Raw genomic sequence first — 23,661 nt, forward strand, 5'->3', positions numbered from 1 at the left:
CGCCGCCGCTAGCCGCGCTGCACGGCCTCGAACGCCGCCCGCGCCGCCGCCGCGACCAGCGCGTCGTCATACGCCGCCGCCGGGTCGGTCCGCGTCGTCAGCACGGCGATCACCACGGCGTCACCACCCGGCCGCGTCACGACCGCGACGTCGTTGCGGACCGGCCCCGCGCCTCCGGACTTGTCGGCCACGGCCCAGCCCGCGGGCGCCCCGGCCCGGACGAGCGCGTCGCCCGTCGCGTTGCCCGACATCCAGTCGAGCAGCTGGGCGCGGTCGTCGTCGCCGAGCCACTCGCCCGCGACCACCCTGGCCAGGAGGCCCCGGACGGCGGCGGGCGTGGTGGTGTCGGCCGTGCTCCCGGCCGTCGGGCGGTTGAGCTCGGGCTCGCCGTTCACCACGTCGGTGACGTCGTCGCCCTGGGCCGCGAGGGCCGCGTCGAGGGCGGCCGGCCCGCCGAGGTGCTCGACGACGAGGTTCAGCGCCGTGTTGTCGCTCTGCCGCACTGCGGCCTCCGCGAGCTGCCCGAGGGTCAGGCCGGTGCCCGTCGCGGCGCTCGTGGCGGGGGAGTACCCGGCGGCTGTCACGTCGTCCGCCGTCCAGGTCACGACCTCGTCGAGGTCGGCCGGCTCGGTCTCGTCGAGCAGCGCGGCGGCGGCCAGCGCCTTGAGGCTCGAGGCGTAGAGGAACCGTTCGTCGCCGCGGTGCTCGAGGGCCCGACCCGTGCCGGTGTCGACGACGCTGAGGCCGACGCGGGCTCCGTGCTCGGACTCGAGGGCGGCCAGGGCGGCGTCGAGCTCGGGGTCGTCGACCACCGTCGTGGCGGGAGCGGTCGGCGAGGGAGTCGCCCCCGCACTGGTCGACGTCGTCGAGGAGTCGCGGGTCGGCTCCCCGGAGCCGGCGCCCGACCCGGCGTCGGCCGTCGTGCACCCGGCCAGCGCCACGACGAGGGCGAACCCGGCACCGCTCGCGGCGGAGAGTCCGCGGACGACGGGGCGGGGGAGGCGCGGTGACGGAGAGCGGGTCATGCCTGCATGCTCGCACCCCGCCGGGGCTCGTCGGCGGGGGATCGTCCCCTGGTCGCCGGAGATCAGCCGAAGGGACGACGTCGCGGCCGTCGCGGCGCGAGAGGGTGAGGTCGACCCCGGTGCGACCCGGGGGTCAGCCCCCTGTCGCGGCACCCCGCGAGACGGTGTGCTGGAGGTCGACGCCGACGGGCGGCGTCGACGCCCGAGAGGAGACCACCGTGACCGACGGCCGTCCGCCCCTGCCCCGCCACTTCGTCGTCACGCTCGCCGTCGCGTCGCTGCTGCTCGGCGTCGTCGCCTGCACGCCGGGCCTGCACGACCTGCCGGGCGCACGCGACGCGCCCGATCGCCCGGCGGCCGAGCTCGTCCGCGACTGACGCGCGACGGAAGGGCTCGCCCTCACACCCTGTCGGCGAGCTCCCTTATCCAGTTCTCCGTGGGAACGCCCAGGCGCTCGTTGACCATCACGTGCACCTTGGCTGCCATGGCCCGCTGCTCCGGTGTGATCGGATCTGCTCGGCCAGCGGCGACACGGGCGTCGTACGAGACCACGAGGCGTCGCGGCCCTCCCTCTGACGTCTCATGCTCGATCGGCTCTATCGTCCTCACCTCGTTCGTCGTGCCCTGATCCTCCCGCGGCCGGCGGAGCCGCGTCCAGCCCGTCGGCGGTCGAGTTCTCGCCGCCGAAGAACGGATCGAGAACGGCTCGGACGATCGCCGCCTCGGAGTCCGTCGCCGACTGGACGAGCGCACTGCTCGCCTGGATGCCTGCACTCCGCTCCGTGACGTTGTCGGAGAGTGCGCGGCTGAGCGCCCATTCCGCCCGGTGCCACCATTCCTCCCGTTCTGACGCGCGTCGCTGTTCTCGGGCGTTGCGTTCGGCCGCCGAGTACGCCACAGCAGCCGCGAGGACGGCGAAAGCTCCCGCCACGGGCGGTCCCGTCAAGAAGTCGCGCCAGAACGATGCATCCACGACGAAGGGCGGCAGGAATCCTCGGACAGTGAACCCGGCGACGCCGGCGGCCGCGGTCGTCGCGACGGTGACACTCCGAGTGAGTGGCCTGCTCGGCAGCCTCGTGCCCCTTCGAGGCATCGCACCGTCCTCCCGTCCTCGGCCGGGACATCGATGCGAGCCCCGTCCGACCAGCGTGAGCGTCGAAGAGGCCGAGAAGAGCCGTGCCCCGGCGATCTGTGGAGGGGACACCCTGTGGAGAACTCCACCCCGCCGACGTCGCCCCCCGGTGGACGTCTCCTGGGAGTCGCGACACGTGTCGTGCGCACGCCACTACCGTCCAGCCCATGAGCCAGACACGAGAACGACTCACCACAGCTCTCCTCGTCGCCGGCGTCCTCGGCCTCGCCGCCGGGTGCACCTCCGACGACCAGGTCAGCGCTGCCCCGGCGGCCACGGACGTGGCCCCGGCGCCGGGCGCGGCGGCCTCGCCGACGCCCGTCGAGGCCGCCAGCCCGGAGGAGGCGCTGGTCGCCGAGTACCTCGACGCCGCCGCCGCCGGCGACGCGGCCGCCGCCTGGCAGCTCCTGACCCCGCAGGCCCAGCAGTTCTACTCGACCGAGCAGACCTTCGCGGGGCTCTTCGGCCGCGACGGAACGGTCTCCGCCGACGAGGCGGGCCAGCTGCTCGCCGGCGAGATGGTGTCGAGCGAGGGCCCCGAGGGCGCCTTCACCCTCGTCAGCGTGACCACCGACTCCGAGGCCGACGCCTGGGTCGTGCGGGCCGTCGACGGCGACCCCGCCGACCTGCGCATCGACGACGCGGGCGTGCCGCCGACGGGCGGGTCGCTGTACGAGTGGCGGAACCCCGCAGCGGGCGCGGAGGACGCCCGATACGAGGCAGGCCCCGCCGCGCTCGACCCGAGCCGCCCCGCGACCCTCTCGTTCGCCAGCCCGGCGAGCAGTGGCAGCGACGTCCCGTCGACCGTCGGCTACCCCGACGCCCTGTACGGCTGGGTCGACGGCACCTCCGTGCCCGTCGAGCTCGGCGCCGCCGCCGGGTCGGAACGCCAGTTCACCGCCGACGTCGAGCCCGGCGACGGGGCCCCGACGGCCCTCACCGTCGTGTGGGAGACCGGCCTCGACGGCGGGGCCCCCGCCTCCTGGCGCAGCAGCACCGTCCTGCTCTAGCGCCGCCGACCGCGACCACGACGCCGAGGCCGGCGCCGACGACCCTCAGCCGCGGGCGGCCGACTGCGCGACCGCGTGGTCGGCCTGCTCGCGGCTCAGCTCGGTGAGGCCGCCGCAGTTGCTGCACCGGTTCAGCCAGCGCTTCCGCAGCGTCACGAGCGGCACGAAGAAGAGCGTCGCCTTCGTGGCGTGCTCCTCGACCTGCTGCGGCACCGTCTTGTCGCAGAACCGGCAGGCGAAGACGACCACGGCGAGCACGCGGCTCTTCACGGTGGTGCCGAAGAGGATGAACATCGGTCGACCGTAGCGGCCCGGCCTGCGAGGCGGCGCGGTGGGGGGCAGGAGGCGCGGGCCCTTCCCTGGGACGCGCCCGCGCCTCCTGCGGTTCACTGTCAGGGGGAGGCAGCGATGAAGCACATCCACTACGACGGCAGCATCATCACCACCGGCGACGACATCGCGGAGGCGGTGGTCGAGTACGCGGCCGCGCTCGGCGCGAACGGCGGCACGGACACCGTCCACGTGCCCACCTTCGACGCGCACGGCACCGCGACGACGTCGACCATCCTGATCGGGCCGGCGAGCCAGATCGTGGTCTCCGACGCGGACGAGGACGAGCTCGAGCCCGAGGACGAGGGCTTCGTCGGGCGCCTCCGGGAGGCGTCGGCCGCGGCCGGGTCGGTCCAGGTCGTCCACGCCGACCGCGGGCCGACGGCCTCGGAGCGCTGAGGCCGGGCTCGACGCGAGGGCGGCCGGGAGGGCCGGAGCAGTCCCCGCGGGCGTGGCCCCCGAACGGGTGATCTGCACGATGCGTCGCGGAATGGTCGGGCGGGGGCGGATTGTCAGCTATGCTCCCCCCTCTTGTGGCTCCGGCCGGAGTGGGCGTATAAACGACAGGTAACGGGGAACACGCGACGCAGTCACGCGGAGATCAGGTGCCTCCTCTTCTCAGTCAGGCGCCTCATGGCCCGTTCGACCTCCTCCCGCCCCCTCTTCTCCGCCCGTCCGGTGCTCGCCGGGGCCGTCGTGCTCGGCGTCGCCGCCGCGCTGGCCCTCTCCACGGCTCCCTCCGCCCGGGCCGTCGGGCTGATCGACCTCGGCGACGCGACGAGCTTCGCGGTGCTCGGCGGCCAGACCCTCACGAACACCGGCGTCTCGGTGGTGCAGGGCGACGTCGGCCTCTCGCCCGGGACGTCGATCACCGGGTTCCAGGGCGGCCCCGGCGTCGTCACCGACGGGACCCTGCACGCCACGGACGCCCTCGCGGCCCGGGCGCAGGCGTCGCTGCAGCGCGCCTACGAGCAGTCGGCGAGCCTCAGCCCGCAGGCCAGCATCTCGCTCGCCGACCCCGCCGACCGCCTCCTCACGCCCGGCGTCTACGCGAGCGACGGCGTCGACGCCCTGCTGCCCGACACCGCCGCGCTGACCTTCGCCGGCGACGCGGCCTCGACCTGGGTCATCCAGGTGCCCCAGGACCTCACCATCGGCAGCGGCACGTCGATGGTCTTCACCGGCGGCGCCAGCGGCTGCAACGTCTTCTGGCAGGTCGGGCGCTCCGCGACCATCGGCGGCGGCTCGGCGTTCGCCGGCACGGTCATGGCCCAGACCTCCATCTCGGTCGTCGCGACCTCGACCGTCGACGGGCGCCTCCTCGCCCGCACCGGCGCCGTCACCCTCGACACGACGCGCATCGTCCGCGACGCCTCCTGCAACGAGGCCCCGCAGATCACCTCGTCGGCCCCGACCGACGCCACCGCCGGCACGCCCTACGCCTTCACCGTGACCGCCACCGGCAGCCCCACGCCCACGTTCACGTCGACCACGCTGCCCGCCGGCCTCTCGCTCGACGCCACGACCGGGGTCATCTCGGGCACGCCCACGACGCCCGGCACCACCACGGTGACCGTGACGGCCACCAACGGCGTCGCGCCCGCCGACACCGCGACCTACACGATCACCACCCTCGAGGCCGCCGTGGTGACGCCGCCGGTCGTGCCGGTCACGCCGCCCGTCGTGCCCGTCACGCCGCCCGTCACGCCGGTCGTGCCCGGGACGCCCACGACGCCGGGCGCCACCACCCCGCCGGCGACGACGACGACCCGCATCACGCCCGTCGCCGACCGCGGCCGCGTGGCCGCCCGTGACGGCGGAGCCCTCGCCTACACCGGCTCCGAGGCCACGCTGCCCCTGGCCGTCGGGGCCGCCGCGCTGCTCGCCGGGCTCGCCCTCGTGCTGAGCACGCGCCTCCGTCGTCGCGGGGAGCAGCAGCACCGCGGCTAGTCCCGTCCGCGGGCACGGAGCGTGCCGCGTGCGCCCGCCGGCTGTCAAGCCCCGGACGTCGCCCTGACCGCCGGGTTCGGTGGGTCGTGACCGACACCACGACCACGGGAAGGCAGGTGATCTCGTGATCGAACGAGGGAACACGACGCACGATCCGGAGCAGGACGGGCAGCTGGCACACGAGGCGCAGGGCCTCGTGCAGGGCCGGGGAGGCGCGGGCCACGTCCAGGAGGCCCGCCAGACCGAGCCGCTGCCCGACGACACGGACTCCGCCGAGGTGCAGCAGGCTGCGGGCCTCGACGGCGAGCTCGTCGACGTCGAGACCGCGGTGACGCCGGAGCCGCCGAGCGCCGGGGGCGACGGCACGGACACGCTCACGGAGACCGCCGCGGGGCTCAGCGCCGACCCCGTCGCGGTCAGCACGGAGACGCCCGAGGGAGCCGACGTCGAGCGCGCCGAGCCCGACGGCTCGGACCCGTCGGCGCCCGGCCAGCCCGTCACCGACGTGGCCGGGGCCGACGCACGAGCCTCCGAGGGGGCCTCCGCCGACGGAGCGGGCTCGTGACCGACACCGAGGTCGGCGACTCGCTCGCCCCGCTGCTGCGCGGCGACCGGCCGACGACCTGGGCCTACGCGGACGTCTCGGCCGACCGGGAGGACCCGCGCGGCTGGGCCGACAGCCTCGCCACCGCGACCCTCGACGCGCTCGTGCAGGCCGGCGCCCCGGTGGACGACGCCCGGGTGCTCGCCGAGGAGCTCGTCGCCCCGCCCGGAGTGCCCGCGCCGGTCAGCCGGTACGTGCTCGTGCAGGGCGGCGAGGTCGTGCTCAGCGAGGTGCTGCCCGGCCCGGCGAAGGCCGCCGACGCGCTCGGCCACGGCCCCGTGCCCGACGCGCTGCCGCTGCTGGCGCACCGCCCGGTCGACCTGACCTTCCTCGTCGTCGAGGTGGGGCGCGACGGCGGCGGGTTCCGCGTGTACCGCTTCGGCCACGGCGAGGTGCAGCGCGAGCAGCAGGTGCAGGGCCGCACCGACACTCTCCACAAGATCCAGGGCGGGGGCTGGGCCCACAAGAGGATGCAGTCGCACACGGAGGAGCAGTGGCGACAGAACGTCGGCGAGCTCGGCGACGCGATCGACTCCGCCGTTCGACGTCACCGTGCCGGGCTGGTCGTGGTCGCGGGCGACATCCGGGCCCGTCAGCTGCTCGAGCTCGAGCTGTCGGCGGAGACCCGTGGCCTGCTGTCGGTGGTGCCGACCGACACCCGGGCGCCCGACGCCGCCGAGGACGCCCTCGTCTCGCAGGTCGAGGTCGCCCTCGCCCGCGTCGTGGCCCAGCGGGTGCACGACGCCCTCGACCTGCTGCGCACCCACCTCGGGCGCGGCGACGGCACGGCGGTGAGCAGGGTCGGCGAGGTCGTCGCGGCGCTCGCCGCGGCGCAGGTCGACACGCTGCTGCTCGATCCGTCGGCGGTCGACGACCGCACGCTGCTCGCGCTCGGCGACGCCCCCTGGGTGGCGACCGCCCCCGAGGAGGCGCTCGGGGCCGAGGTGCTCGCGGAGCTGCCCGCCGCCTCGGCCCTGGCCCGGGCCGCGCTGCTGACCGACGCCCGCGTCGTCCTCGCGAGCGCCGGTGCCCTGCCCGGCGACACCGGCCTCGGCGCCCTGCGGCGCTGGCCCGTCGGGCCGGCGAGGCCCGGCACCGACGCGGGCTGAGCGCCGGCCGGCCTGGTCGACACCCGTCCGACCGCACCCGCACACGCCGACCGCACCCGTGAGCATGCACGCACCGACCGCACGCACCGACCGCACGCACCGACCGACCGGCCGCACCGAGGAGGACCCCCGTGAGCGACGACTCCGCCCTGCCCCTGCCCGACTACGACCACCTGCCGCTCGGCACGTTCGAGACCCGGCTGCACGCCCTCGACGAACCCGCCGTCGCGGCCCTGCTCGAGCACGAGCGGGCGCACGGCGACCGGCTGCCGGTCGTGCAGCTGCTCGAGGCGCGGCTGGGCCGCCTCCGCGACGGTGCCGAGCCGACGGGCGGCCTCCCGGCCACCGAGCCGTCGGTCGGCGGATACCCCGCGGGCGGCTCGCGCGTGAGCCCGGCGACGGCCGGCCCGGCGATGAACCCGCCGTCGCAGGGCGACCCGACCAACCCCGCCCAGCCTCGGTGAGCCCGACCCGGCGCGGTGGCTCGCCGCGGCCCGGCGACGGCGCGCAGCCCGCCCGGCTGCGGGGAGGGGTGGAGGCGCCGGGCGCGTCTCACTAGCCTGGGCCCGTGAGCAGAGACCGAGTCCTCGCCCCCGCGCCGCCCGCCGACGGGTCGAGGCCGAAGGGGCCGGCGTCGTACTTCCCGAGCATCGAGGCCACCTACGGCCGGCCGGTGCAGGAGTGGCTCGACCTGGCCGCCGACCGGCTCGACGTCGACCCGCACATGCAGGTCGTCGCCTGGCTGAAGGCCGAGCACGGCCTGGGCCACGGCCACGCGAACGCCGTCGTCGCGTACGTCAGGGCCGCCCGCGCCGCGCAGTAGCCGCCCCCGCCCCTCGTGCCGCGACGTGGCGCGCCGGGCTCAGCCGGCGTCGACGAGGCCGCGGCGGCGGTGCACGGCCCAGACGGTGCCGGCGACGCCGATCAGCACGGCAGAGAGCACCATCAGCGCGGGCCAGCCGCCCACCGGCCAGACGGTGCCCGCCAGCGCCGAGCCGATGGAGCCCCCGACGAAGTTGCCGACGACGAACGCGGTGTTGAGCCGGCTGCGCGCCGCGGGGTCGAGCGACAGCAGCCGCGTCTGCAGCAGCACCTGCGACGACTGGATGCCGACCGACAGCAGCGCGACGGCGATCAGCACCACGACGAGCGAGTCGCCGCCGAGGCCGGCGACGACGAGGGAGACGAGCGTCACCGCGAGCCCGACCCCGATCGCGGGCAGCGAGAGGCCGCGGTCGAACAGACGGCCCGCGCGCTGGGCCCCGACGGCGCCGGCGACGCCGACGATGCTGACGAGCCCGATCTGCGCCGGCGACCAGCCGTACGGCTCGGCCGAGAGCAGGAAGGTGAGGCCCGTCCAGAACATCGTGAAGACGGCCATGACGGAGGCGCCGATCACCAGCGAGACCCGCACCTGCCGTCGACGCGCCACGGTGGTCAGCACCGACCAGAGCAGCTGCCGGTACGGGGCGGCCGCGCGGCGGGGCAGCGACGGCACCGACCGCGCCATGAGGGCGGCGAGCACGACCAGCAGCACCGCCGCGACGACGTAGACGGCCCGCCAGCCGAGGGCGTCCGCGACGAGGCCGCTGATCGCCCGCGACACGAGGATGCCGAGGATCAGCCCGCTGGCTACCGTGCCGACCACCCGCCCCCGGTCGGCGTCGGTGGCGAGGTCGCCCGCCAGCGGCGTCAGCATCTGCCCGGCCACCGTCGTGAGGCCCACCAGCGTCAGCGCCACGAGCAGCAGCGGGAAGCTCGGGGCCGCGGCGCTCGCCGCGAGCGCCAGGGCGGAGAGCAGCATGATGAGCGGCACGGCCCGCCGTCGGTCGACCCGGTCGCCGAGCGGCACGATGAAGAAGACCCCGAGGGCGTAGCCGACCTGGGTCACGGTGATCAGCAGCCCGGTGGAGGCGGGGGAGGCGTCGAGGTCGCCCCCGATGATGCCGAGCAGGGGCTGCGCCCAGTACAGGTTGCCGACCGCGGCGCCGCCCGCGACCGCGAAGAGCAGGGTGCGGCCCCGGGTCATCGTCGCCGTCGAGGGCGAGCCGGGCGAGGTGGGGGCAGGAGCGTCGTTCGTCACGCGGTCGACGCTACGCACTCCCGGGCAGCGGAGGGAGGCCCGGGCGGTGACCCCTCCAGGTGAGCGGCGTACGGTCGACGCCAGCAGGTGCGCCCCGCCTGCCGGGGCCGGTTCGCCGGCTCCTGGTCCCGACTCGTTTCCCGGAGCCGGGGCCGCCCCTCGTCCTCCCGCCGACGCGCCCTTCCCTCCGGGCCCGGCCGGTGCCACGATGTGCACGAGCGCCGACCGGCGCCGCCCGGCGACCCGCCGGTGCCGACCTCGACGACGAGGAGTCGACCATGTCCGTGCAGCTCACCCCCTACCTCGCCTTCCGCTCGGAGGCGCGTGAGGCGCTCGACTTCTGGGCCTCCGTGCTCGGCGGCACTCCGACGACCACCCGCTTCGGCGACTTCGGCGTGGGCACGCCGGCTGAGGCCGACAAGGTCATGCACGGCCAGCTCGAGACCGACGCCGGGCTCGTGCTGATGGCGGCCGACCGTCCCGACGAGATCCCGCTCGAGTCCGAGAACGCCATCTCGTTGTCGCTCAGCGGCGGGGCCGACGACGAGGCGGCGCTGACGCGCTGGTTCGACGGCCTCGCCGAGGGCGGGCAGGTGCACGTGCCGCTCGCGAGGGCGCCGTGGGGCGACTCGTTCGGGATGGTCGACGACCGCTTCGGCATCCACTGGATGGTGAACATCGCGGGCGCGGGCTCGGCCGCTGATGCCGACGCGGACCCCGACGGCGCCTGACCCGAGCGGGCCCCCGGCGGCCTACTCCTCCGTGATCGCGACGAGGCTGATCGGCACGCCCGGCGAGATCAGCAGGTCGGCCCGCTGGTAGCGCCCCTCGCCGATGTCGACCTCGAGCCAGAACGCCTCGCCCCCGGCGACGGCGGCGAGCACGCGCTCGCGCACCGCGTCGAGCTGGTCGCCGGACAGCGTGTAGAGCACCCCGTCGTAGTGGACGTCGACGCGCTTGGTCACGAGGCGGCCCCGTTCGTGACGGGGGCGGCCCCGGGGGCCGTGCCCGCGCCTCCCACAGGCCCGGCGGGCTCGTCGACGACCTGCAGGCCGATGTTGGTGTTGGCCGTCATCTCGAGCGCCCGGACCCACTCGGGGTTGATGCGCGGCAGGCGGCTGCCGTAGTACTTGTAGACGAGCGGGATGGACGGGTGCAGCCAGATGGCGGTGCGCCCGTCGCCGACGGCATGATCGTCCTTCCACGAGAAGTAGAACGACTCCCCGCGGCGCAGCTTCATGCCGATCACGATCTGCAGGTGCGCGAGGGTCCGGTCGTCGAAGTCGACGCTGAGCGCCTTGTCGTACGCGAACTTGCCCATGTCTGCCCCTCTGGCTGGCGGGGTGGGGGGGCGCCCGGCCGGTCGTCCCTCCACGAGCCCTGGCCCCCGGAGGGAACGAGGCTGCTCCCGAACCTATCGGCCCTGCTCCGATGCCTGTCCAGGGCTTGCGCCGACCCCTGCTCGGGGGGTAACGGGCCTCGGCCCCGCACCGTCCGGGCGGCCCCCGCGTCAGCGCCGCGTGAGGATCGGGCCGTGCGGCGTGAGGAAGCCGTGAGGAGCCCCGGCCGGCCCCGTCGCCCGGTGTCTACTGGCTCGCTGTGCCCGCCACGGGCACCGGGCCCGAGCGGGCCCGCCCCGTCAGCCTCCCTGGGAGTCGTCGTGCTCGACATCGTCTACCTGCTCGCCGTCATCGCGGTCTTCGCCGTGATCGCCTTCGTCGCGAAGGGGGTCGAGAAGCTGTGATCGTCGTCGAGATCGGCGCCGCCGTGCTCGCCGTCGCCGCCCTGGTCTACCTCGTCTGGGCCCTCGTGCAGCCGGAGCGCTTCTGATGGACGCCCTCCTCGGCGTCCTCCAGGTCGCCACCGTCGCCGCGGTGCTCGTCGTGGCCTACCGCCCCCTCGGCGACCACATGGCCCGCCTCTACTCGAGCACCCGCCACCTCCGCGCCGAACGCGTCGTGTACCGGCTGATCGGGGTCGACGGCTCGGCCGAGCAGAGCTGGCCCGCCTACCTCCGCGGCGTGCTGAGCTTCTCCGTCGCCGGCGTGCTCGCGCTCTACGCGATCCAGCGCCTGCAGGCCGTGCTGCCCCAGTCGCTCGGCTTCCCCGCCGTGCCCGAGGGCCTCGCCTTCAACACCGCCGCCTCGTTCGTCACGAACACGAACTGGCAGTCGTACTCGCCCGACCTCACGCTCGGCTACGCCGTGCAGCTCGGCGGCCTCGTCGTGCAGAACTTCGTCTCCGCCGCGGTCGGCATGGCCGTGGCCGTCGCGCTGATCCGCGGCTTCGCCCGCGTGCGCACCGGCACCCTCGGCAACTTCTGGGTCGACCTGACCCGCGGCGTCGTGCGCCTGCTGCTGCCCCTCGCGCTGCTGAGCGCCGTCGCGCTGATGATCGGCGGCGTCGTGCAGGACTTCACCGGGTTCACCGACGTCACCACGCTGACCGGCGGCACGGCCACGATCCCCGGCGGGCCGGTCGCCTCGCAGGAGGCGATCAAGATGCTGGGCACGAACGGCGGCGGGTTCTTCAACGCGAACTCCGCCCACCCGTTCGAGAACCCCACGCCGTGGACGAACGCGCTCCAGGTCGTGCTGATGCTCGTCATCCCGTTCTCGCTGCCGCGCACCTTCGGCACCATGGTCGGCTCGCCCCGTGAGGGCCGCGCGATCGCGCTCGTCATGGCGCTGTTCTTCGTCGTCTCGCTCACGGCGCTGACGATCTTCGAGCTCCGTGGCGCCGGCACGGCGCCCGAGCTGGCCGGCGGCGCGATGGAGGGCAAGGAGGCGCGGTTCGGCATCATCGGATCGGCCCTGTTCGGCACGACCTCCACCCTGACCTCGACCGGCGCCGTCGACTCGATGCACGACTCGTACACGGCGCTCGGCGGCATGATGCCGCTGCTGAACATGATGCTCGGCGAGATCGCCCCCGGCGGCGTCGGCTCGGGCCTCTACGGCATGCTCGTGCTCGCCGTCATCACGGTGTTCATCGCCGGGCTGCTGGTCGGCCGCACGCCGGAGTACCTCGGCAAGAAGCTCGGCCCGCGCGAGATCACGCTGGCCAGCCTGTACATCCTCGTGACGCCGACCCTGGTGCTCACCGGCACGGCGCTGAGCTTCGCGATCCCCGCCGTCCGGGCCGACGTCGAGGCGACGTCGATCTGGAACCCCGGGGTGCACGGCTTCACGGAGGTGCTCTACGCCTTCACCTCGGCGTCGAACAACAACGGCTCGGCCTTCGCCGGGCTCACCGCGAACACGCCCTGGTTCAACACCGCGCTCGGGGTCGCCATGCTGCTCGGCCGGTTCGTGCCGATCGTGCTGGTGCTCGCGCTCGCCGGGTCGCTCGCCGCCCAGGACAGGATCCCCGCCACCGCGGGCACCCTGCCCACCCACCGGCCGCTCTTCGTCGGCCTCCTCGCCGGTGTCTCCGTCGTCGTGACGGCGCTCACCTACTTCCCCGTCATCGCACTCGGGCCTCTCGCCGAAGGGCTGAACTAGACCATGCCGACACCATCCGACACCTCCACCGGGGCCTCGACCCGCGACTCCCGCACGACCGGCTCCGCCGGGGCCCCCGGCGACCCGACCGGCGAGGCCGGCACCGGCGCCCCCGCCGCGGGCCGCCCCGCGGCCTTCGGCCCGGCGCAGCTCGCCGCGGCCCTGCCCGGAGCCCTGCGCAAGCTCGACCCGCGCCGCATGTGGCACGACCCGGTGATGTTCATCGTCGAGGTGGGCGCCGCCTACACGACGCTGCTCGCCGTCGCCCAGCTCTTCGGCGTGGGCGACGCCACCTCCGGCGGCTCGCCGGTGCCCGGCTCGTTCACGGTCGCCATCGCCGTCTGGCTGTGGCTCACGGTCGTGTTCGCGAACCTCGCCGAGTCGGTCGCCGAGGGGCGCGGCAAGGCGCAGGCCGAGACGCTGCGCGCCACCCGGACGAGCACGACGGCACGACGCGTGGCCTCGTACGACGCCGACGGCGACGCCTCGGCCGAGCACGCCACCGTCGACGACGTCTCGTCGGCCGACCTCGGGCTCGGCGACGTGGTCGTGGTGACGGCCGGCGAGCTCGTGCCGGGCGACGGCGACGTCGTCTGGGGCATCGCCTCGGTCGACGAGTCGGCCATCACGGGCGAGTCGGCCCCGGTGATCCGGGAGTCGGGCGGCGACCGCAGCGCCGTGACCGGAGGCACCCGCGTGCTCTCCGACCGCGTGGTCGTGCGCATCACGAGCAAGCCGGGCGAGACCTTCGTCGACCGCATGATCGCGCTCGTCGAGGGCGCGAAGCGCCAGCGGACGCCGAACGAGATCGCCCTGAACATCCTGCTCGCGAGCCTCTCGATCGTCTTCGTGGTCGTCGTGCTGACGCTGAACCCGATCGCGGGCTACAGCGACGCGTCGGTGAGCGTGCCGGTGCTGATCGCGCTGCTCGTCTGCCTCATCCCGACGACGATCGGCGCGCTGCTCAGCGCGATCGGCATCGCCGGCATGGACCGCCTGGTGCAGCGCAACGTGCTGGCCATGTCGGGCCGTGCCGTCGAGGCGGCCGGCGACGTCACCACCCTGCTGCTCGACAAGACCGGCACCATCACCTACGGCAACCGCCGGGCGGTCGAGTTCACGCCGCTGGACGGCGTCGCCGAGGCCGAGCTGGTGGAGGCGGCCGCCACGTCGTCGCTCAGCGACCCCACGCCCGAGGGCCGGTCGATCGTCGACCTCGCGCTCACCACCGGCTGGCACGAGCAGGGCGTCGACCGCTCGACGATCGTGCCGTTCACGGCGCAGACCCGCATGAGCGGGCTCGACCTGCCCGACGGCACCGAGATCCGCAAGGGCGCCGCCGGCTCGGTCATCGCGTGGGTGGAGGAGGGCGGCCGGCTGGCCAGCACCGAGCACGACGAGCTGACCGGCCGCGTCGAGGCCGTCTCGACGGCGGGCGGCACCCCGCTCGTCGTCGCGGTCAAGGACGCCGGAGGCGCGGCGCGCGTCCTCGGCGTCGTCCACCTGAAGGACGTGGTGAAGGAGGGCCTCCGCGAGCGCTTCGCCGAGCTGCGCGCCATGGGCATCCGCACCGTCATGGTCACGGGCGACAACCCGCTCACCGCGGCGGCGATCGCGCGTGAGGCCGGGGTCGACGACCACCTCGCCGAGGCCACCCCGGAGGACAAGCTCGCGCTGATCCGCCGCGAGCAGCAGGGCGGCGCGCTCGTCGCGATGACGGGCGACGGCACGAACGACGCCCCGGCGCTCGCCCAGGCCGACGTCGGCGTCGCGATGAACACCGGCACGTCGGCCGCGAAGGAGGCCGGCAACATGATCGACCTCGACAGCGACCCGACGAAGCTGATCGACGTCGTGCGCATCGGCAAGCAGCTGCTCATCACCCGGGGCGCGCTCACGACGTTCTCGATCGCCAATGACGTGGCGAAGTACTTCGCGATCATCCCCGCGATGTTCGCCGGCGTCTTCCCGGGGCTGGGGCTGCTCAACGTCATGCAGCTCAGCTCGCCGTCGTCGGCCATCCTCTCGGCGATCGTCTTCAACGCCCTCGTCATCGTCGCGCTCATCCCGCTCGCCCTCCGCGGCGTCCGGTACCGGGCTGCGTCGGCGTCGTCGATCCTCGGCCGCAACCTGTTCGTCTACGGGCTCGGCGGCGTCGTGGCGCCGTTCGTCGGCATCAAGCTGATCGACCTCGTCGTCAGCCTGCTGCCCGGGTTCTGAGCCCGCGCCTCCCGCAGCACCACCTCTCGCAGCACCCACCTCGCAGCACCAGAGACAGACAGAAGGACTCACCATGAACGCACGCAGCACGCTGCGTCAGTACGGCACCGCCCTGCGGGCCGTCGTCGTCGCCACCCTCGTGCTCGGCGTCGCCTACACGCTCGTCGTGACGGCGGTCGGGCAGCTGGCGGTCGGGCACCGGGCGAACGGCTCCGAGGTCGAGGTCGACGGGCAGGTCGTCGGCTCGTCGCTGATCGGCCAGTCGTTCACCGACGACGACGGGGCCGCCCTGCCCGAGTGGTTCCAGTCGCGGCCCTCCGCCGCCGGCGACGGCTACGACGCCTCCGCGTCGAGCGGCAGCAACTGGGGGCCGGAGGCCCCCGACCTGATCGCGGCGATCGAGGAGCGCCGGGCGGCCGTGGCCGAGAGCGACGGGGTCGACCCGGCGAGCGTCACGGTCGACGCGCTCACCGCCTCCGCGTCCGGTCTCGACCCGCACGTCAGCCCGGAGTACGCGCACGAGCAGGTCGAGCGCGTCGCCGCCGCCCGCGAGCTGCCCGTGGCCGAGGTGCGCGAGCTCGTCGAGCAGCACGTGCAGGGGCGCGACCTCGGCTACCTCGGCGAGCCGACGGTGAACGTGCTCGAGCTGAACGTGGCCCTGGCCGAGCTCGGGCGCTGACGAGGGGCGGTGCCGGGGGCACTGACGAGGGGCGCACGAGGGTCCGGGCACGTGATCGTGCCCGGGCCGTCGTGCCGCCGCGAGGCGCCGCCGCGGGGCGGTCACCGCGGGGCCGGTCGCCGCGCGGCGGGAGCCTAGGAGGCGGGGGTCGCCGCCACGAGGAACTCCACCGTGCCGCTGTCCTCCACGCTGACGAAGCCGAGGTCGGGGGCCTGCACCCCGTAGTCGGAGAAGGTGACCGGGATCGACCCGCTGATCTGCACCCCGTCGCCCGAGAGCGCGGCCTGCAGCGGGACGGTGACCTGCTGCGTGACGCCGTGCATCGTCAGCTCGCCGGTGGCCTCGGTCGTCGCCACCTCGCCGTCGGCGGGCACCGCGGCGTCGATCGGCTGCGTCAGGGTGAAGGTCGCGGTCGGGAACTGGTCGGTCTGGAGGGCCGTGCCGCGGAAGTACTCGTCGCGGTTGCCGCTGTCGGTCGCGATGCTCGCGACGTCGACGTCGATCGTGGCGGCCGAGACCGACGAGCCGTCGACGGTGATGGTGCCGGTGACCTGGTCGGTCGTGCCGACCACGGTGACGTCGGTGCCGTTGAGCACCTCGTCGACGCGGTAGCCGGCGGTGCTGCCGTCGCCGACCTGCCAGTCGCCGGTCAGCTGGCTGGCGTCGAGGGTGCTGCCGCCGGCGGTCGGCGCGACGGTCGGGGCGGCCTCGGGGGCGCCGACGACGACGTCGCGGTAGAAGGCGGGGCCGGCGAACGCGGCGGTGGCTCCGAGGCCCACGACGACGGCGGCACTGACTCCGATGATGATGCCGGTCTTCTTCTTCACGGTGTTCTCCTGCTGGTCGAGGGCGGCGACGACGGAGGTGCCGTCACTGGGAACGACGGGCGGCGGCTGCTCGGGGTTCAGCCTCCCAGCGCACTGTCAGGTCCGCCGCGACCGCGGAGCGGGCAGCCCGGGGTGCGAAGATGCCGCGACGGTGAACCATCCGGCCCCCCGTCTCGTCGTACAGGTGAGGAGGTGGCGATGGACGTCGACGGAGCAGCCCGGCTGCGCGCCCTGCACGACGCGCACGGCGACGTGCTCGTGCGCTACGTGCACCGCCTCACCGGCGACCACGGCCTCGCCGAGGACGTCGCGCAGGAGGCCCTGCTGCGCGCCTGGCGCAGCGCCGCCATCCTCGCGGAGGACGACGAGCCCGCCCGCCGTTGGCTCTTCACCGTCGCCCGCAACCTCGTGATCGACGACCGCCGCAGCGCGCGCCGCGCCCACGAGTTCCCCACCGACGACCTGCCCGAGGGCGCTCCCGTGACCGACGCCTCCGACGCCGTCCTCGACCGCCTCCTCGTCGCGGACGCCCTGGGCTCGCTCTCGGGCGAGCACCGCCGCGTCGTAGTGAGCTGCTACTGGCTGGGTCGCACCGTCGCCGAGACCGCAGAGATCGAGGGGGTGCCGGCCGGGACGGTGAAGTCGCGGCTGCACTACGCCGCGAAGGCCCTCCGGCTCGCCCTGCAAGAACGAGGAGTCACCCGATGACCGACCGCGACGGCCGACCCGACGCCCGCCGAGAGCCCGAGCTCCGCCGCGAGCACGATGCGGTCCACGAGTGGGACGCCGCCTACGTGCTCGGTGGCCTGAGCACCGACGAGCGCGCCCGCTTCGAGCGGCACCTCTGCGGCTGTGAGGCGTGCACCGCCTCCGTCGCCGACCTCGCCGGGCTCCCCGCCGTGCTCCGCCTGCTGCCCGTCGACGACGCCGTGGCGATCGCCGAGGAGGCGCGGGTCGCCTCCCCGGCGCCCGCCCCCGAGGAGTCGCGGGCCGGCACGCCAGCCCCCGTCGCCGACCCGTCGCGCGGCTCCCGCACGCCGGCCCGACGTCGACCGGGGCGTCCTGCGCCACGCCCCCGCGCCTCCGGCCGGCCCTCCTCCCCGCGTCGGCGCGCCCTCGTCGGCGCGGCCGCGGTGCTCGCCGTCGTGCTGCTCGCCGGCGGCGGCTACGCGCTGGGCTCGTCGTCGGGGCGGGTCGCGGAGCCCACGGCCTCGGTCACCACGCCGACGCCCGCCGTCCCCGTCGCGATGACGTCGCTGGTGGGGGGCGCGGTGACCGCCGACCTCTCCGTCACCGCGACTCCCTGGGGCACGCGCTTCGACTGGGAGTGCGCCTACGCCGCCGACCTCGAGGGCACCGGCGTGTACGACCTCGTCGTCGAGGAGGTCGACGGCACCCGCACCGTCGTCGCCACCTGGGACAGCGCGCCCGGCGGCGCGGCCGGCCTCGCAGCTTCGTCGAAGCTGCCGCTCGACCGCCTGCGCAGCGTCGAGATCACGGCGGCCGACTCGACCACCGTCCTCACCCGCACCACCCTCTGAGCCGCAGCGCCCTCTGCCCCCTCCTCCCGGGACGACGAGGGCCCCGCCCGGCCAGTGCCGGGCGGGGCCCTCGTGTCGCCGCTCAGTCGGCGTCGACGTCGTCCGCCGACGGGTCGTAGTACGCACGGTGCTCGCCGAGCGGCTCGGCGAGCGCCCGCGACAGGAACGTGCGGCGTTCGAGCATGGTGCACCTCCTCCGAGGTCGACGGGCGGGCAGGGGCGGCAGGTGCGGGTCGACGGCTACGCCGTCGCCGCCTCCGGCGAGGCCGACAGCTGCTGCGCCCCACCGTCGCCCGATCGGGCGCTGCCGACCTCGATCCGCCGCGGCTTCGCCCGCTGGCTGACCGGGATCACCACCGACAGCACGCCGTTGTCGTAGTTCGCCGTGATGCCCTCGGTGTCGACGCCGTCGCCCAGGCTGAACTGGCGCCGGTACGAGCCGTGCGGGCGCTCCTGTGCCAGCCAGGTCGCCCCGGCGTGGTCGCCGGCCGTGCGCCGGGCCGTGATCGTCAGCAGCTGGCCGTCGACGTCGACGTCGACGGACCCCGGGTCGATGCCGGGCAGGTCGGCGGCGAGCACGTACTGGTCGCCCTCGCGGTACAGGTCGACGGGCATGGCCTTCGGGCCCTGGCGCTGTGACAGCAGGGTGCCGGCGAGACGGTCGAGCTCGGTGAAGGGGTCGAAGGACAGGGCCATGGGTGCTTCCTCTCTCAGTCGTGGTCGAGACCTTGAGTCACCTCGACTCAAGGTCGATGACACGATGATAAGGACGCCGACGAGCTCGTGCCTCAACGGATGCTCCGAGCGCGCTCAGACCTCGCTGGGAACAGCCCCGCGTGGGCGGCGGACAGCAGGGCGCGCCGTCGCCTCCCTCGTCAGGATGAAGTCCACGCGGTCGGGCCGGCCCGGCGCGCAGTGGCTCGTATCGTGCTGCCATGACCTCATTCCGCCCCGTCGCGGGCACCCTGGCGCCGCTCGGCGGCGCCGTCTTCGTCGCCCTGTGGACCGTCGCCGAGGCGGGTCGCTCGGGCCTCGGCGACGTCGTCGTGCTCGCGGCCTGCCTCGGAGTCGCGATCGGCCTGAGCGTCTGGCTGCCCGCGGTCTCGCTCGGCCTCGTCGTCGTGCTGCCACTGCTGCAGCTCGGTGGCCTGGCCCCGGCCGTCGGGGAGACCACCTGGCCCATGTACTCCGCCCTCGGCGTCGTCGCGCTGGCCGTGGCCGCGACCGGTTCACAGGTCGAGCGTTGGGTGGCCCTGCCCGCTGTCCTCGTCGGCTCGGCCGCTGCGGTCGCCCACATGACCCTCCCGACCACCGCCGAGCCCTGGCGATGGACGAGCTGGACGGGCGGCGTCGTCGCGGGCGGACACCCCGTGCGCGACGCCCTGGTCACCCTGGTGCTGGCCGGGGCTGCGCTGGTCGCGCTGAGCTGGGCCGCGGGGTTCGGCATCGGGGCCGCCACGCGCCTCCGTCGGCTCGACTCCGTGCTGACCGACACCGAGGGCCGTCTCGCCCAGACCGACCTCGAGCTGCGGCTCGGCCTCGAGCGGTCGCGGATCTCCCGCGACGTCCACGACAGCGTCGCCCACGCCCTGACCGTCGTCGTGGCGCAGTCGGAGGGAGCCGCCGCGCTGTCGAGACGCGACCCGGAGGTCGTCGCCGGTGCGCTCGCAGCGATCTCAGGCGTGGCCCGTGACGCCCTAAGCGACGTCCGCGGCCTCGTCGAGCGGATCACCGAGCCCGGCGACGAGCTGCTCTCGCTGGCCGACGTGCCGGCCCTGGTCGAGAGGATGCGCGGAGTGGGCATGCAGATCTCGCTCGACGAGCACGGGGATCGGCCCGAGATCCGCCCCGCGCAGCAGCTCACCGTCTACCGGTTGCTGCAGGAAGCCCTCACCAACGCCCTCAAGCACGGCGGCAGCACCGGCCGGGCCTCGATCGTGTTCGACTGGCGCGGGCCCGGCCTCGCCCTGCTCGTGCACTCGTGGGGCGACGCGCCCCTGGTGCGCCGGGACTCCCTGCCGGGCGTCGGCGCCGGCATCGCCGGCATGCGCGAACGAGCCCGCCTCGTCGGCGGGTGGCTGACCGCGGAGCCCGGCGAGGACGGCGAGTTCGTCGTCACGGCCTCGCTCCCGACGCGGCCGGCGTCGCTCGGGGCCAGCCCGCGGGGGGCGTCGGCACCGGCGCTGGTCACCGCGATGGCGACGACGACGGCCGCGACGAGCTCGCCCACGACTCCTGTGCCCGGGCTGGCCCGCGGCGACGAGGCGACGCCCCGTGCGTGAGTCGATCAGGGTGGCGGTCGTGGACGACCAGTTGCTCTTCGCCCTCGGCATCCGCATGCAGATCGACGCGGCCGACGACCTCGTCTGCGTGGGGGTCGCCGGCGACGGCCGGGCGGGCCTCGACCTCGTGCGCCGGGAGCGGCCGGACGTCGTGCTCATGGACCTCCGGATGCCCGTGCTCGACGGTCTCGCCGCCACGGCGGCGCTGAGGGACGACGGCGACACGAGCGTCGGCGACGTCGGACGCGACGCGCCCCGCGTCGTCGTCCTGACCACCATGCGGCACGACGAGGCGGTGCGGGCGGCGGCCCGGGCCGGTGCCGCTGCGTTCCTCACCAAGGACGCCCGGCCGGACGTGCTGCTCGCGACCGTGCGGGCGGCTGCGGCCGGCGAGATCACCGGCGACACCGAGGACCTGCTGAGGGAGTTCGGTTCGCCGCCGCGGGGGATCGACCTCGACGTCGACGTGCTCGCCGTGCTCACGCCCCGTGAGCGGGAGACCTTCCTGCTCGTGGCGCGGGGCCTGACCAACGCCCAGATCGCCGAGGCGTCGTTCGTCTCGGAAGCCACCGTGAAGACGCACGTGCGGGGGGTGCTCGCGAAGCTCGACCTGCGCAGCCGCCTGCAGGTCGTCGTCTTCGCCCACGAGAGAGGACTGGTGCGCTCGTGACCGCACCCTCGCCCGACCGCCGCCCCGCCGACGGGTCAGCGTCCCCCGACGACGCCGTGCGCCCGGCGCACACCGCTCACGGGGCAGGCCGGCCACGCCCGCCCCGCCGGCCGCGGTGGACCCTGCCGAAGCGGATCACCGCGGGGCTGGTCGCCGCCGGCCTCGTGGGGGTCGTGGCCTCGACCTGGTCGGGACCCGCCTCCGTCGCCGTGCCCGATCAGCCCTCCCGTGACGTCGCGGCCTGGACGATGCCGCTCGACGCGGCTGTGGGGGTGCCCTTCGACGCGGTGTCGGCCGCCGAGGACGTCCGGCTGGCCCCGTGCCTGGCCGAGCAGGGCTGGGACGAGCCCGCACCCGCACGGGACGCCGCCCTCCTCCTGCTGCCCGACATGTGGGCCGACGACCTCGTCGTCGTGCCGCCGCTCGACGCGGCGCGGGCAGAGCGCTGGGGCCACGGCCCCGTGGTTGACCCGCAGGCGTCGGCGTGGCGGACGTGGGCGAGGGCGCACAACGCCGACGTGCGGCTGGGGCAGATGCTCGACGTCTGCCTGCCAGGGGCACGGAGCGGCGAGTGGGCCGCCGCCTTCGAGGGGCAGGAGGTGCAGTCGCGGGCGCGGGAGCTGCGGCGGACGGCTCGGCAGCGGGCGGAGGCGGCACCTGACGTCGTCGACGCCGCCGAGCGATGGCGCGCCTGCCTGGTCGACGCCGTGGGCGAGGACGGCACGGGCGAGGGGGTGCCCCTGTCTCCGGAGCGGCTGCTCGTCGCCGACGTCTCCGACGGAGACGTGACGGCACCGGTCACCGATCAGTCGCGGGCCACGGCCCTGGAGGACGCCGACTGCCAGGTGTCGAGTGGTTACCGCGAGGCCCTCTACGACGCCCAGTGGTCAGAGGAGTCCTTCGTCACGCGTGACGACGCCGAACTGCTGGGCTCGGACCGGGCACGTGCCGTCGCCCGCACCGCCGTGCTGGTCCGAGGGGTGCTGCTCGGCCCCTGACGGGCGGCCGTGCCGCTCGAGTGGTCACGATCTGCTGCTCGGAGCCTCCGTGACCGACAGATCGGGACCACTCGGCGCCGTCGTCGACGGACACGTCGGCAGCGGCGTCGTCGGGGCCCGTGACCACGAGGAGGCGCCGAGCGCCACCCCCGGTCGGCCCCGCTCCCGGCTCGGTACCGTCGAGGGCATGACCCTCGACCCCACCACAGGACAGTCGCTCCGCGAGTACATCGAGCAGCTCCGGCACGAGGGCTACCGCGTGTCGGGCGGCCACACCGTCGAGCCCGAGCTGATCGACCCGGCGGGCAACCCGGTCTACACCTGGCGCGAGGACTACCCGTACGACGAGCGCCTCGACCGGAGCGAGTACGAGCTGGAGAAGTACCGACTGCAGGTCGAGCTGCTCAAGTGCCAGAACTGGCTGGGGGAGACGGGCCGCAAGGCCGTCGTGCTCTTCGAGGGGCGCGACGCCGCCGGCAAGGGCGGCACGATCAAGCGCTTCACCGAGCACCTCAACCCCCGCACGGCGAGGGTCGTCGCGCTCAGCACGCCGAGCGAGCGGGAGAAGGGCCAGTGGTACTTCCAGCGCTACGTGGCCGCCCTGCCGACCTCCGGCGAGCTCGTCCTCTTCGACCGCAGCTGGTACAACCGGGCCGGCGTCGAGCGGGTGATGGGCTTCTGCACCGACGACGAGTACGAGACGTTCATGCAGCAGGCCCCCGTCTTCGAGAAGATGCTGGTCGACGCGGGCGTGCACGTCACGAAGTTCTGGTTCTCGGTGTCGCAGAAGGAGCAGCGCACGCGCTTCGCGATGCGGCAGCTCGACCCCGTGCGTCGCTGGAAGCTCTCGCCGATGGACCTCGAGTCGCTCGGCCGCTGGGACGACTACACCGCCGCGAAGGACGAGATGTTCCGCCGCACCGACAAGAAGCACGCGCCGTGGACGATCGTGCGGTCGAACGACAAGAAGCGGGCACGGCTGAACGCGATGCGGTTCTTCCTCGGCCAGTTCGACTACGACGGGCGCGACGGCGCCGTCGTCGGACAGCCCGACCCGCTGATCGTGATGCGGGGCAAGCGGTCCGGCGACGGCGACTGACGGGCGGGCGGAGGAGCCGGGGAGGCGCCCCCGCCCGCAACGGGACCCGTCCGGCCGGGCGGTCCGGCGGTCTGGTGACCTAGCGGCGCCAGCCGAGCAGCCCGGCGAGCGGGCGCTGCTGCTCCCCCTGCTGGGCGCCCATGACGAGCACGACGCCGGTCAGCACCGGGATGACGAACTGCAGCGCCTTCTGCTTCTTCTGCGCCGCGGCGAGGGTCTTGGAGGCGGTGGCGTCGGGCTCGGTGACGCCCTCCGCGCCCTGCTCCGCGTTCTTCGCCATGATGCCGCCCTCGATGCCCGACCACACGGTCGCGCCGACGGCGGCGAGGGTGACGACCGACTTCACGACCGTGTTGCGGCGCGACGACGGCTGGCCGCCGAGGCGGCTCTCGTTGCCGACGATCAGGCCGACCCCGCCGATGCCGTGGGCGATGATCGCGGCCCACTGCACGGGCGCCCACTTGGCCCAGCCGACCGACGAGAGGCGGAGGCGCTCGACGGGGTCCTTCGCCTCCGCCGTGCCGCCGTTGAGGCCGACGGCGCCCATGAGCGTGCCGCCGAACCAGGCGGCGGCGCCGAGGTCGTGCAGGCTGCGGACG

Annotated in this window: 29 protein-coding genes; 20 read left to right on the forward strand and 9 right to left on the reverse strand. The window is 74.7% G+C overall.

Features of this window, described 5'->3' with window-relative positions; translation table 11 throughout:
• Positions 1 to 8: 8 nt before the first annotated feature.
• Positions 9 to 1,025, reverse strand: coding sequence for a class A beta-lactamase (gene bla / locus F1C15_RS11605; protein WP_185231326.1), 1,017 nt, complete (start codon positions 1,023 to 1,025; stop codon positions 9 to 11).
• A gap of 218 nt (positions 1,026 to 1,243) precedes the next feature.
• Here bla and F1C15_RS11610 point away from each other — a divergent pair, with 218 nt between their 5' ends.
• The gene (locus tag F1C15_RS11610; protein ID WP_167257980.1) at positions 1,244 to 1,402 is read left to right on the forward strand and encodes a hypothetical protein; all 159 of its coding nucleotides are present in this window, start codon (positions 1,244 to 1,246) and stop codon (positions 1,400 to 1,402) included.
• A 203-nt stretch (positions 1,403 to 1,605) separates the two neighbouring features.
• Here F1C15_RS11610 and F1C15_RS11615 read toward each other — a convergent pair whose 3' ends face one another.
• A complete protein-coding gene (locus F1C15_RS11615) occupies positions 1,606 to 2,118 on the reverse strand; it encodes a hypothetical protein (protein WP_185231329.1) in 513 nt (170 codons plus the stop codon).
• Positions 2,119 to 2,324: 206 nt separating this feature from the next.
• On the opposite strand from F1C15_RS11615, the gene F1C15_RS11620 reads away from it, so the two are divergent.
• Entirely contained in the window at positions 2,325 to 3,167 is an 843-nt protein-coding gene (locus F1C15_RS11620; protein WP_185231331.1) for a hypothetical protein, read from the forward strand.
• Positions 3,168 to 3,212: 45 nt separating this feature from the next.
• Here F1C15_RS11620 and F1C15_RS11625 read toward each other — a convergent pair whose 3' ends face one another.
• On the reverse strand, positions 3,213 to 3,461 hold the full coding sequence (locus tag F1C15_RS11625; protein WP_056052225.1) for a zinc-ribbon domain-containing protein: 249 nt from the start codon (positions 3,459 to 3,461) through the stop codon (positions 3,213 to 3,215).
• 114 nt (positions 3,462 to 3,575) lie between these two features.
• On the opposite strand from F1C15_RS11625, the gene F1C15_RS11630 reads away from it, so the two are divergent.
• The 6 genes from F1C15_RS11630 (at position 3,576) to F1C15_RS11655 (ending at position 7,983) form a co-directional block, all read left to right on the forward strand.
• On the forward strand, positions 3,576 to 3,896 hold the full coding sequence (locus F1C15_RS11630) for a hypothetical protein (RefSeq protein WP_185231333.1): 321 nt from the start codon (positions 3,576 to 3,578) through the stop codon (positions 3,894 to 3,896).
• Positions 3,897 to 4,130: 234 nt separating this feature from the next.
• The gene (locus F1C15_RS11635; RefSeq protein WP_185231335.1) at positions 4,131 to 5,447 is read left to right on the forward strand and encodes an ice-binding family protein; all 1,317 of its coding nucleotides are present in this window, start codon (positions 4,131 to 4,133) and stop codon (positions 5,445 to 5,447) included.
• 124 nt (positions 5,448 to 5,571) lie between these two features.
• Positions 5,572 to 6,012, forward strand: coding sequence for a hypothetical protein (locus F1C15_RS11640; RefSeq protein ID WP_185231337.1), 441 nt, complete (start codon positions 5,572 to 5,574; stop codon positions 6,010 to 6,012).
• On the forward strand, positions 6,009 to 7,160 hold the full coding sequence (locus tag F1C15_RS11645; RefSeq protein WP_185231339.1) for a Vms1/Ankzf1 family peptidyl-tRNA hydrolase: 1,152 nt from the start codon (positions 6,009 to 6,011) through the stop codon (positions 7,158 to 7,160). The genes F1C15_RS11640 and F1C15_RS11645 overlap by 4 nt, the downstream gene beginning before the upstream one ends.
• 131 nt (positions 7,161 to 7,291) lie before the next feature.
• On the forward strand, positions 7,292 to 7,624 hold the full coding sequence (locus F1C15_RS11650; RefSeq protein WP_185231341.1) for a hypothetical protein: 333 nt from the start codon (positions 7,292 to 7,294) through the stop codon (positions 7,622 to 7,624).
• Between the two features lie 104 nt (positions 7,625 to 7,728).
• Positions 7,729 to 7,983, forward strand: coding sequence for a DUF4287 domain-containing protein (locus F1C15_RS11655; RefSeq protein ID WP_185231343.1), 255 nt, complete (start codon positions 7,729 to 7,731; stop codon positions 7,981 to 7,983).
• 39 nt (positions 7,984 to 8,022) lie between these two features.
• On the opposite strand, the gene F1C15_RS11660 is transcribed toward F1C15_RS11655, so the two are convergent.
• On the reverse strand, positions 8,023 to 9,243 hold the full coding sequence (locus F1C15_RS11660) for an MFS transporter (RefSeq protein ID WP_255465212.1): 1,221 nt from the start codon (positions 9,241 to 9,243) through the stop codon (positions 8,023 to 8,025).
• Positions 9,244 to 9,521: 278 nt separating this feature from the next.
• On the opposite strand from F1C15_RS11660, the gene F1C15_RS11665 reads away from it, so the two are divergent.
• Positions 9,522 to 9,974: a VOC family protein gene (locus tag F1C15_RS11665; protein WP_185231345.1), complete on the forward strand. Its 453-nt coding sequence runs from the start codon at positions 9,522 to 9,524 to the stop codon at positions 9,972 to 9,974.
• Between the two features lie 21 nt (positions 9,975 to 9,995).
• On the opposite strand, the gene F1C15_RS11670 is transcribed toward F1C15_RS11665, so the two are convergent.
• Positions 9,996 to 10,208 (reverse strand): hypothetical protein, encoded by a 213-nt coding sequence (locus tag F1C15_RS11670; protein ID WP_185231347.1) that lies wholly within the window; start codon positions 10,206 to 10,208, stop codon positions 9,996 to 9,998.
• A complete protein-coding gene (locus F1C15_RS11675) occupies positions 10,205 to 10,564 on the reverse strand; it encodes an ATP-dependent DNA ligase (RefSeq protein WP_185231348.1) in 360 nt (119 codons plus the stop codon). Before F1C15_RS11675 ends, F1C15_RS11670 begins: the two co-directional genes overlap by 4 nt.
• Positions 10,565 to 10,777: 213 nt before the next feature.
• Here F1C15_RS11675 and F1C15_RS11680 point away from each other — a divergent pair, with 213 nt between their 5' ends.
• The 5 genes from F1C15_RS11680 (at position 10,778) to kdpC (ending at position 15,645) form a co-directional block, all read left to right on the forward strand.
• Positions 10,778 to 10,987 (forward strand): hypothetical protein, encoded by a 210-nt coding sequence (locus F1C15_RS11680; protein ID WP_185234446.1) that lies wholly within the window; start codon positions 10,778 to 10,780, stop codon positions 10,985 to 10,987.
• Positions 10,984 to 11,073, forward strand: a complete 90-nt coding sequence (locus tag F1C15_RS11685) for a potassium-transporting ATPase subunit F (RefSeq protein WP_167258001.1) — start codon at positions 10,984 to 10,986, stop codon at positions 11,071 to 11,073. Before F1C15_RS11680 ends, F1C15_RS11685 begins: the two co-directional genes overlap by 4 nt.
• Positions 11,073 to 12,746: a potassium-transporting ATPase subunit KdpA gene (gene kdpA / locus F1C15_RS11690; protein ID WP_167258003.1), complete on the forward strand. Its 1,674-nt coding sequence runs from the start codon at positions 11,073 to 11,075 to the stop codon at positions 12,744 to 12,746. The genes F1C15_RS11685 and kdpA overlap by 1 nt, the downstream gene beginning before the upstream one ends.
• A 3-nt stretch (positions 12,747 to 12,749) precedes the next feature.
• Positions 12,750 to 14,966, forward strand: coding sequence for a potassium-transporting ATPase subunit KdpB (gene kdpB, locus F1C15_RS11695; protein WP_185231350.1), 2,217 nt, complete (start codon positions 12,750 to 12,752; stop codon positions 14,964 to 14,966).
• A 73-nt stretch (positions 14,967 to 15,039) separates the two neighbouring features.
• Positions 15,040 to 15,645 carry a potassium-transporting ATPase subunit KdpC gene (kdpC, locus tag F1C15_RS11700; protein WP_185231352.1) on the forward strand — a complete coding sequence of 202 codons (606 nt, stop codon included), beginning with the start codon at positions 15,040 to 15,042 and terminating at the stop codon, positions 15,643 to 15,645.
• Positions 15,646 to 15,779: 134 nt separating this feature from the next.
• Here the strand turns inward: kdpC and F1C15_RS11705 are convergent, their stop codons facing one another.
• On the reverse strand, positions 15,780 to 16,472 hold the full coding sequence (locus F1C15_RS11705) for a YceI family protein (protein ID WP_185231354.1): 693 nt from the start codon (positions 16,470 to 16,472) through the stop codon (positions 15,780 to 15,782).
• A gap of 198 nt (positions 16,473 to 16,670) precedes the next feature.
• On the opposite strand from F1C15_RS11705, the gene F1C15_RS11710 reads away from it, so the two are divergent.
• Positions 16,671 to 17,180, forward strand: coding sequence for a sigma-70 family RNA polymerase sigma factor (locus tag F1C15_RS11710; protein WP_056052262.1), 510 nt, complete (start codon positions 16,671 to 16,673; stop codon positions 17,178 to 17,180).
• Positions 17,177 to 18,013, forward strand: coding sequence for an anti-sigma factor (locus F1C15_RS11715; RefSeq protein WP_185231356.1), 837 nt, complete (start codon positions 17,177 to 17,179; stop codon positions 18,011 to 18,013). Before F1C15_RS11710 ends, F1C15_RS11715 begins: the two co-directional genes overlap by 4 nt.
• Positions 18,014 to 18,253: 240 nt before the next feature.
• On the opposite strand, the gene F1C15_RS11720 is transcribed toward F1C15_RS11715, so the two are convergent.
• Positions 18,254 to 18,709, reverse strand: a complete 456-nt coding sequence (locus F1C15_RS11720; protein ID WP_056052267.1) for an Hsp20/alpha crystallin family protein — start codon at positions 18,707 to 18,709, stop codon at positions 18,254 to 18,256.
• Between the two features lie 239 nt (positions 18,710 to 18,948).
• Between F1C15_RS11720 and F1C15_RS11725 the strand changes: the two genes are divergently transcribed.
• From F1C15_RS11725 to ppk2, 4 genes are all read left to right on the forward strand, one after another.
• Positions 18,949 to 20,295 (forward strand): sensor histidine kinase, encoded by a 1,347-nt coding sequence (locus F1C15_RS11725; protein ID WP_185231358.1) that lies wholly within the window; start codon positions 18,949 to 18,951, stop codon positions 20,293 to 20,295.
• A gap of 19 nt (positions 20,296 to 20,314) precedes the next feature.
• The gene (locus F1C15_RS11730) at positions 20,315 to 20,965 is read left to right on the forward strand and encodes a response regulator transcription factor (RefSeq protein WP_255465213.1); all 651 of its coding nucleotides are present in this window, start codon (positions 20,315 to 20,317) and stop codon (positions 20,963 to 20,965) included.
• Positions 20,962 to 21,963: a hypothetical protein gene (locus tag F1C15_RS11735; RefSeq protein ID WP_185231362.1), complete on the forward strand. Its 1,002-nt coding sequence runs from the start codon at positions 20,962 to 20,964 to the stop codon at positions 21,961 to 21,963. Before F1C15_RS11730 ends, F1C15_RS11735 begins: the two co-directional genes overlap by 4 nt.
• A gap of 187 nt (positions 21,964 to 22,150) precedes the next feature.
• Positions 22,151 to 23,062: a polyphosphate kinase 2 gene (gene ppk2, locus F1C15_RS11740; protein ID WP_185234307.1), complete on the forward strand. Its 912-nt coding sequence runs from the start codon at positions 22,151 to 22,153 to the stop codon at positions 23,060 to 23,062.
• 79 nt (positions 23,063 to 23,141) lie between these two features.
• Here the strand turns inward: ppk2 and F1C15_RS11745 are convergent, their stop codons facing one another.
• The gene (locus tag F1C15_RS11745) at positions 23,142 to 23,609 is read right to left on the reverse strand and encodes a hypothetical protein (RefSeq protein ID WP_255465215.1); all 468 of its coding nucleotides are present in this window, start codon (positions 23,607 to 23,609) and stop codon (positions 23,142 to 23,144) included.
• Between the last annotated feature and the right edge of the window lie 52 nt (positions 23,610 to 23,661).

It is taken from the genome of Frigoribacterium sp. NBH87, from assembly GCF_014217665.1.
GTDB classification, from domain to species: domain Bacteria; phylum Actinomycetota; class Actinomycetes; order Actinomycetales; family Microbacteriaceae; genus Frigoribacterium; species Frigoribacterium endophyticum.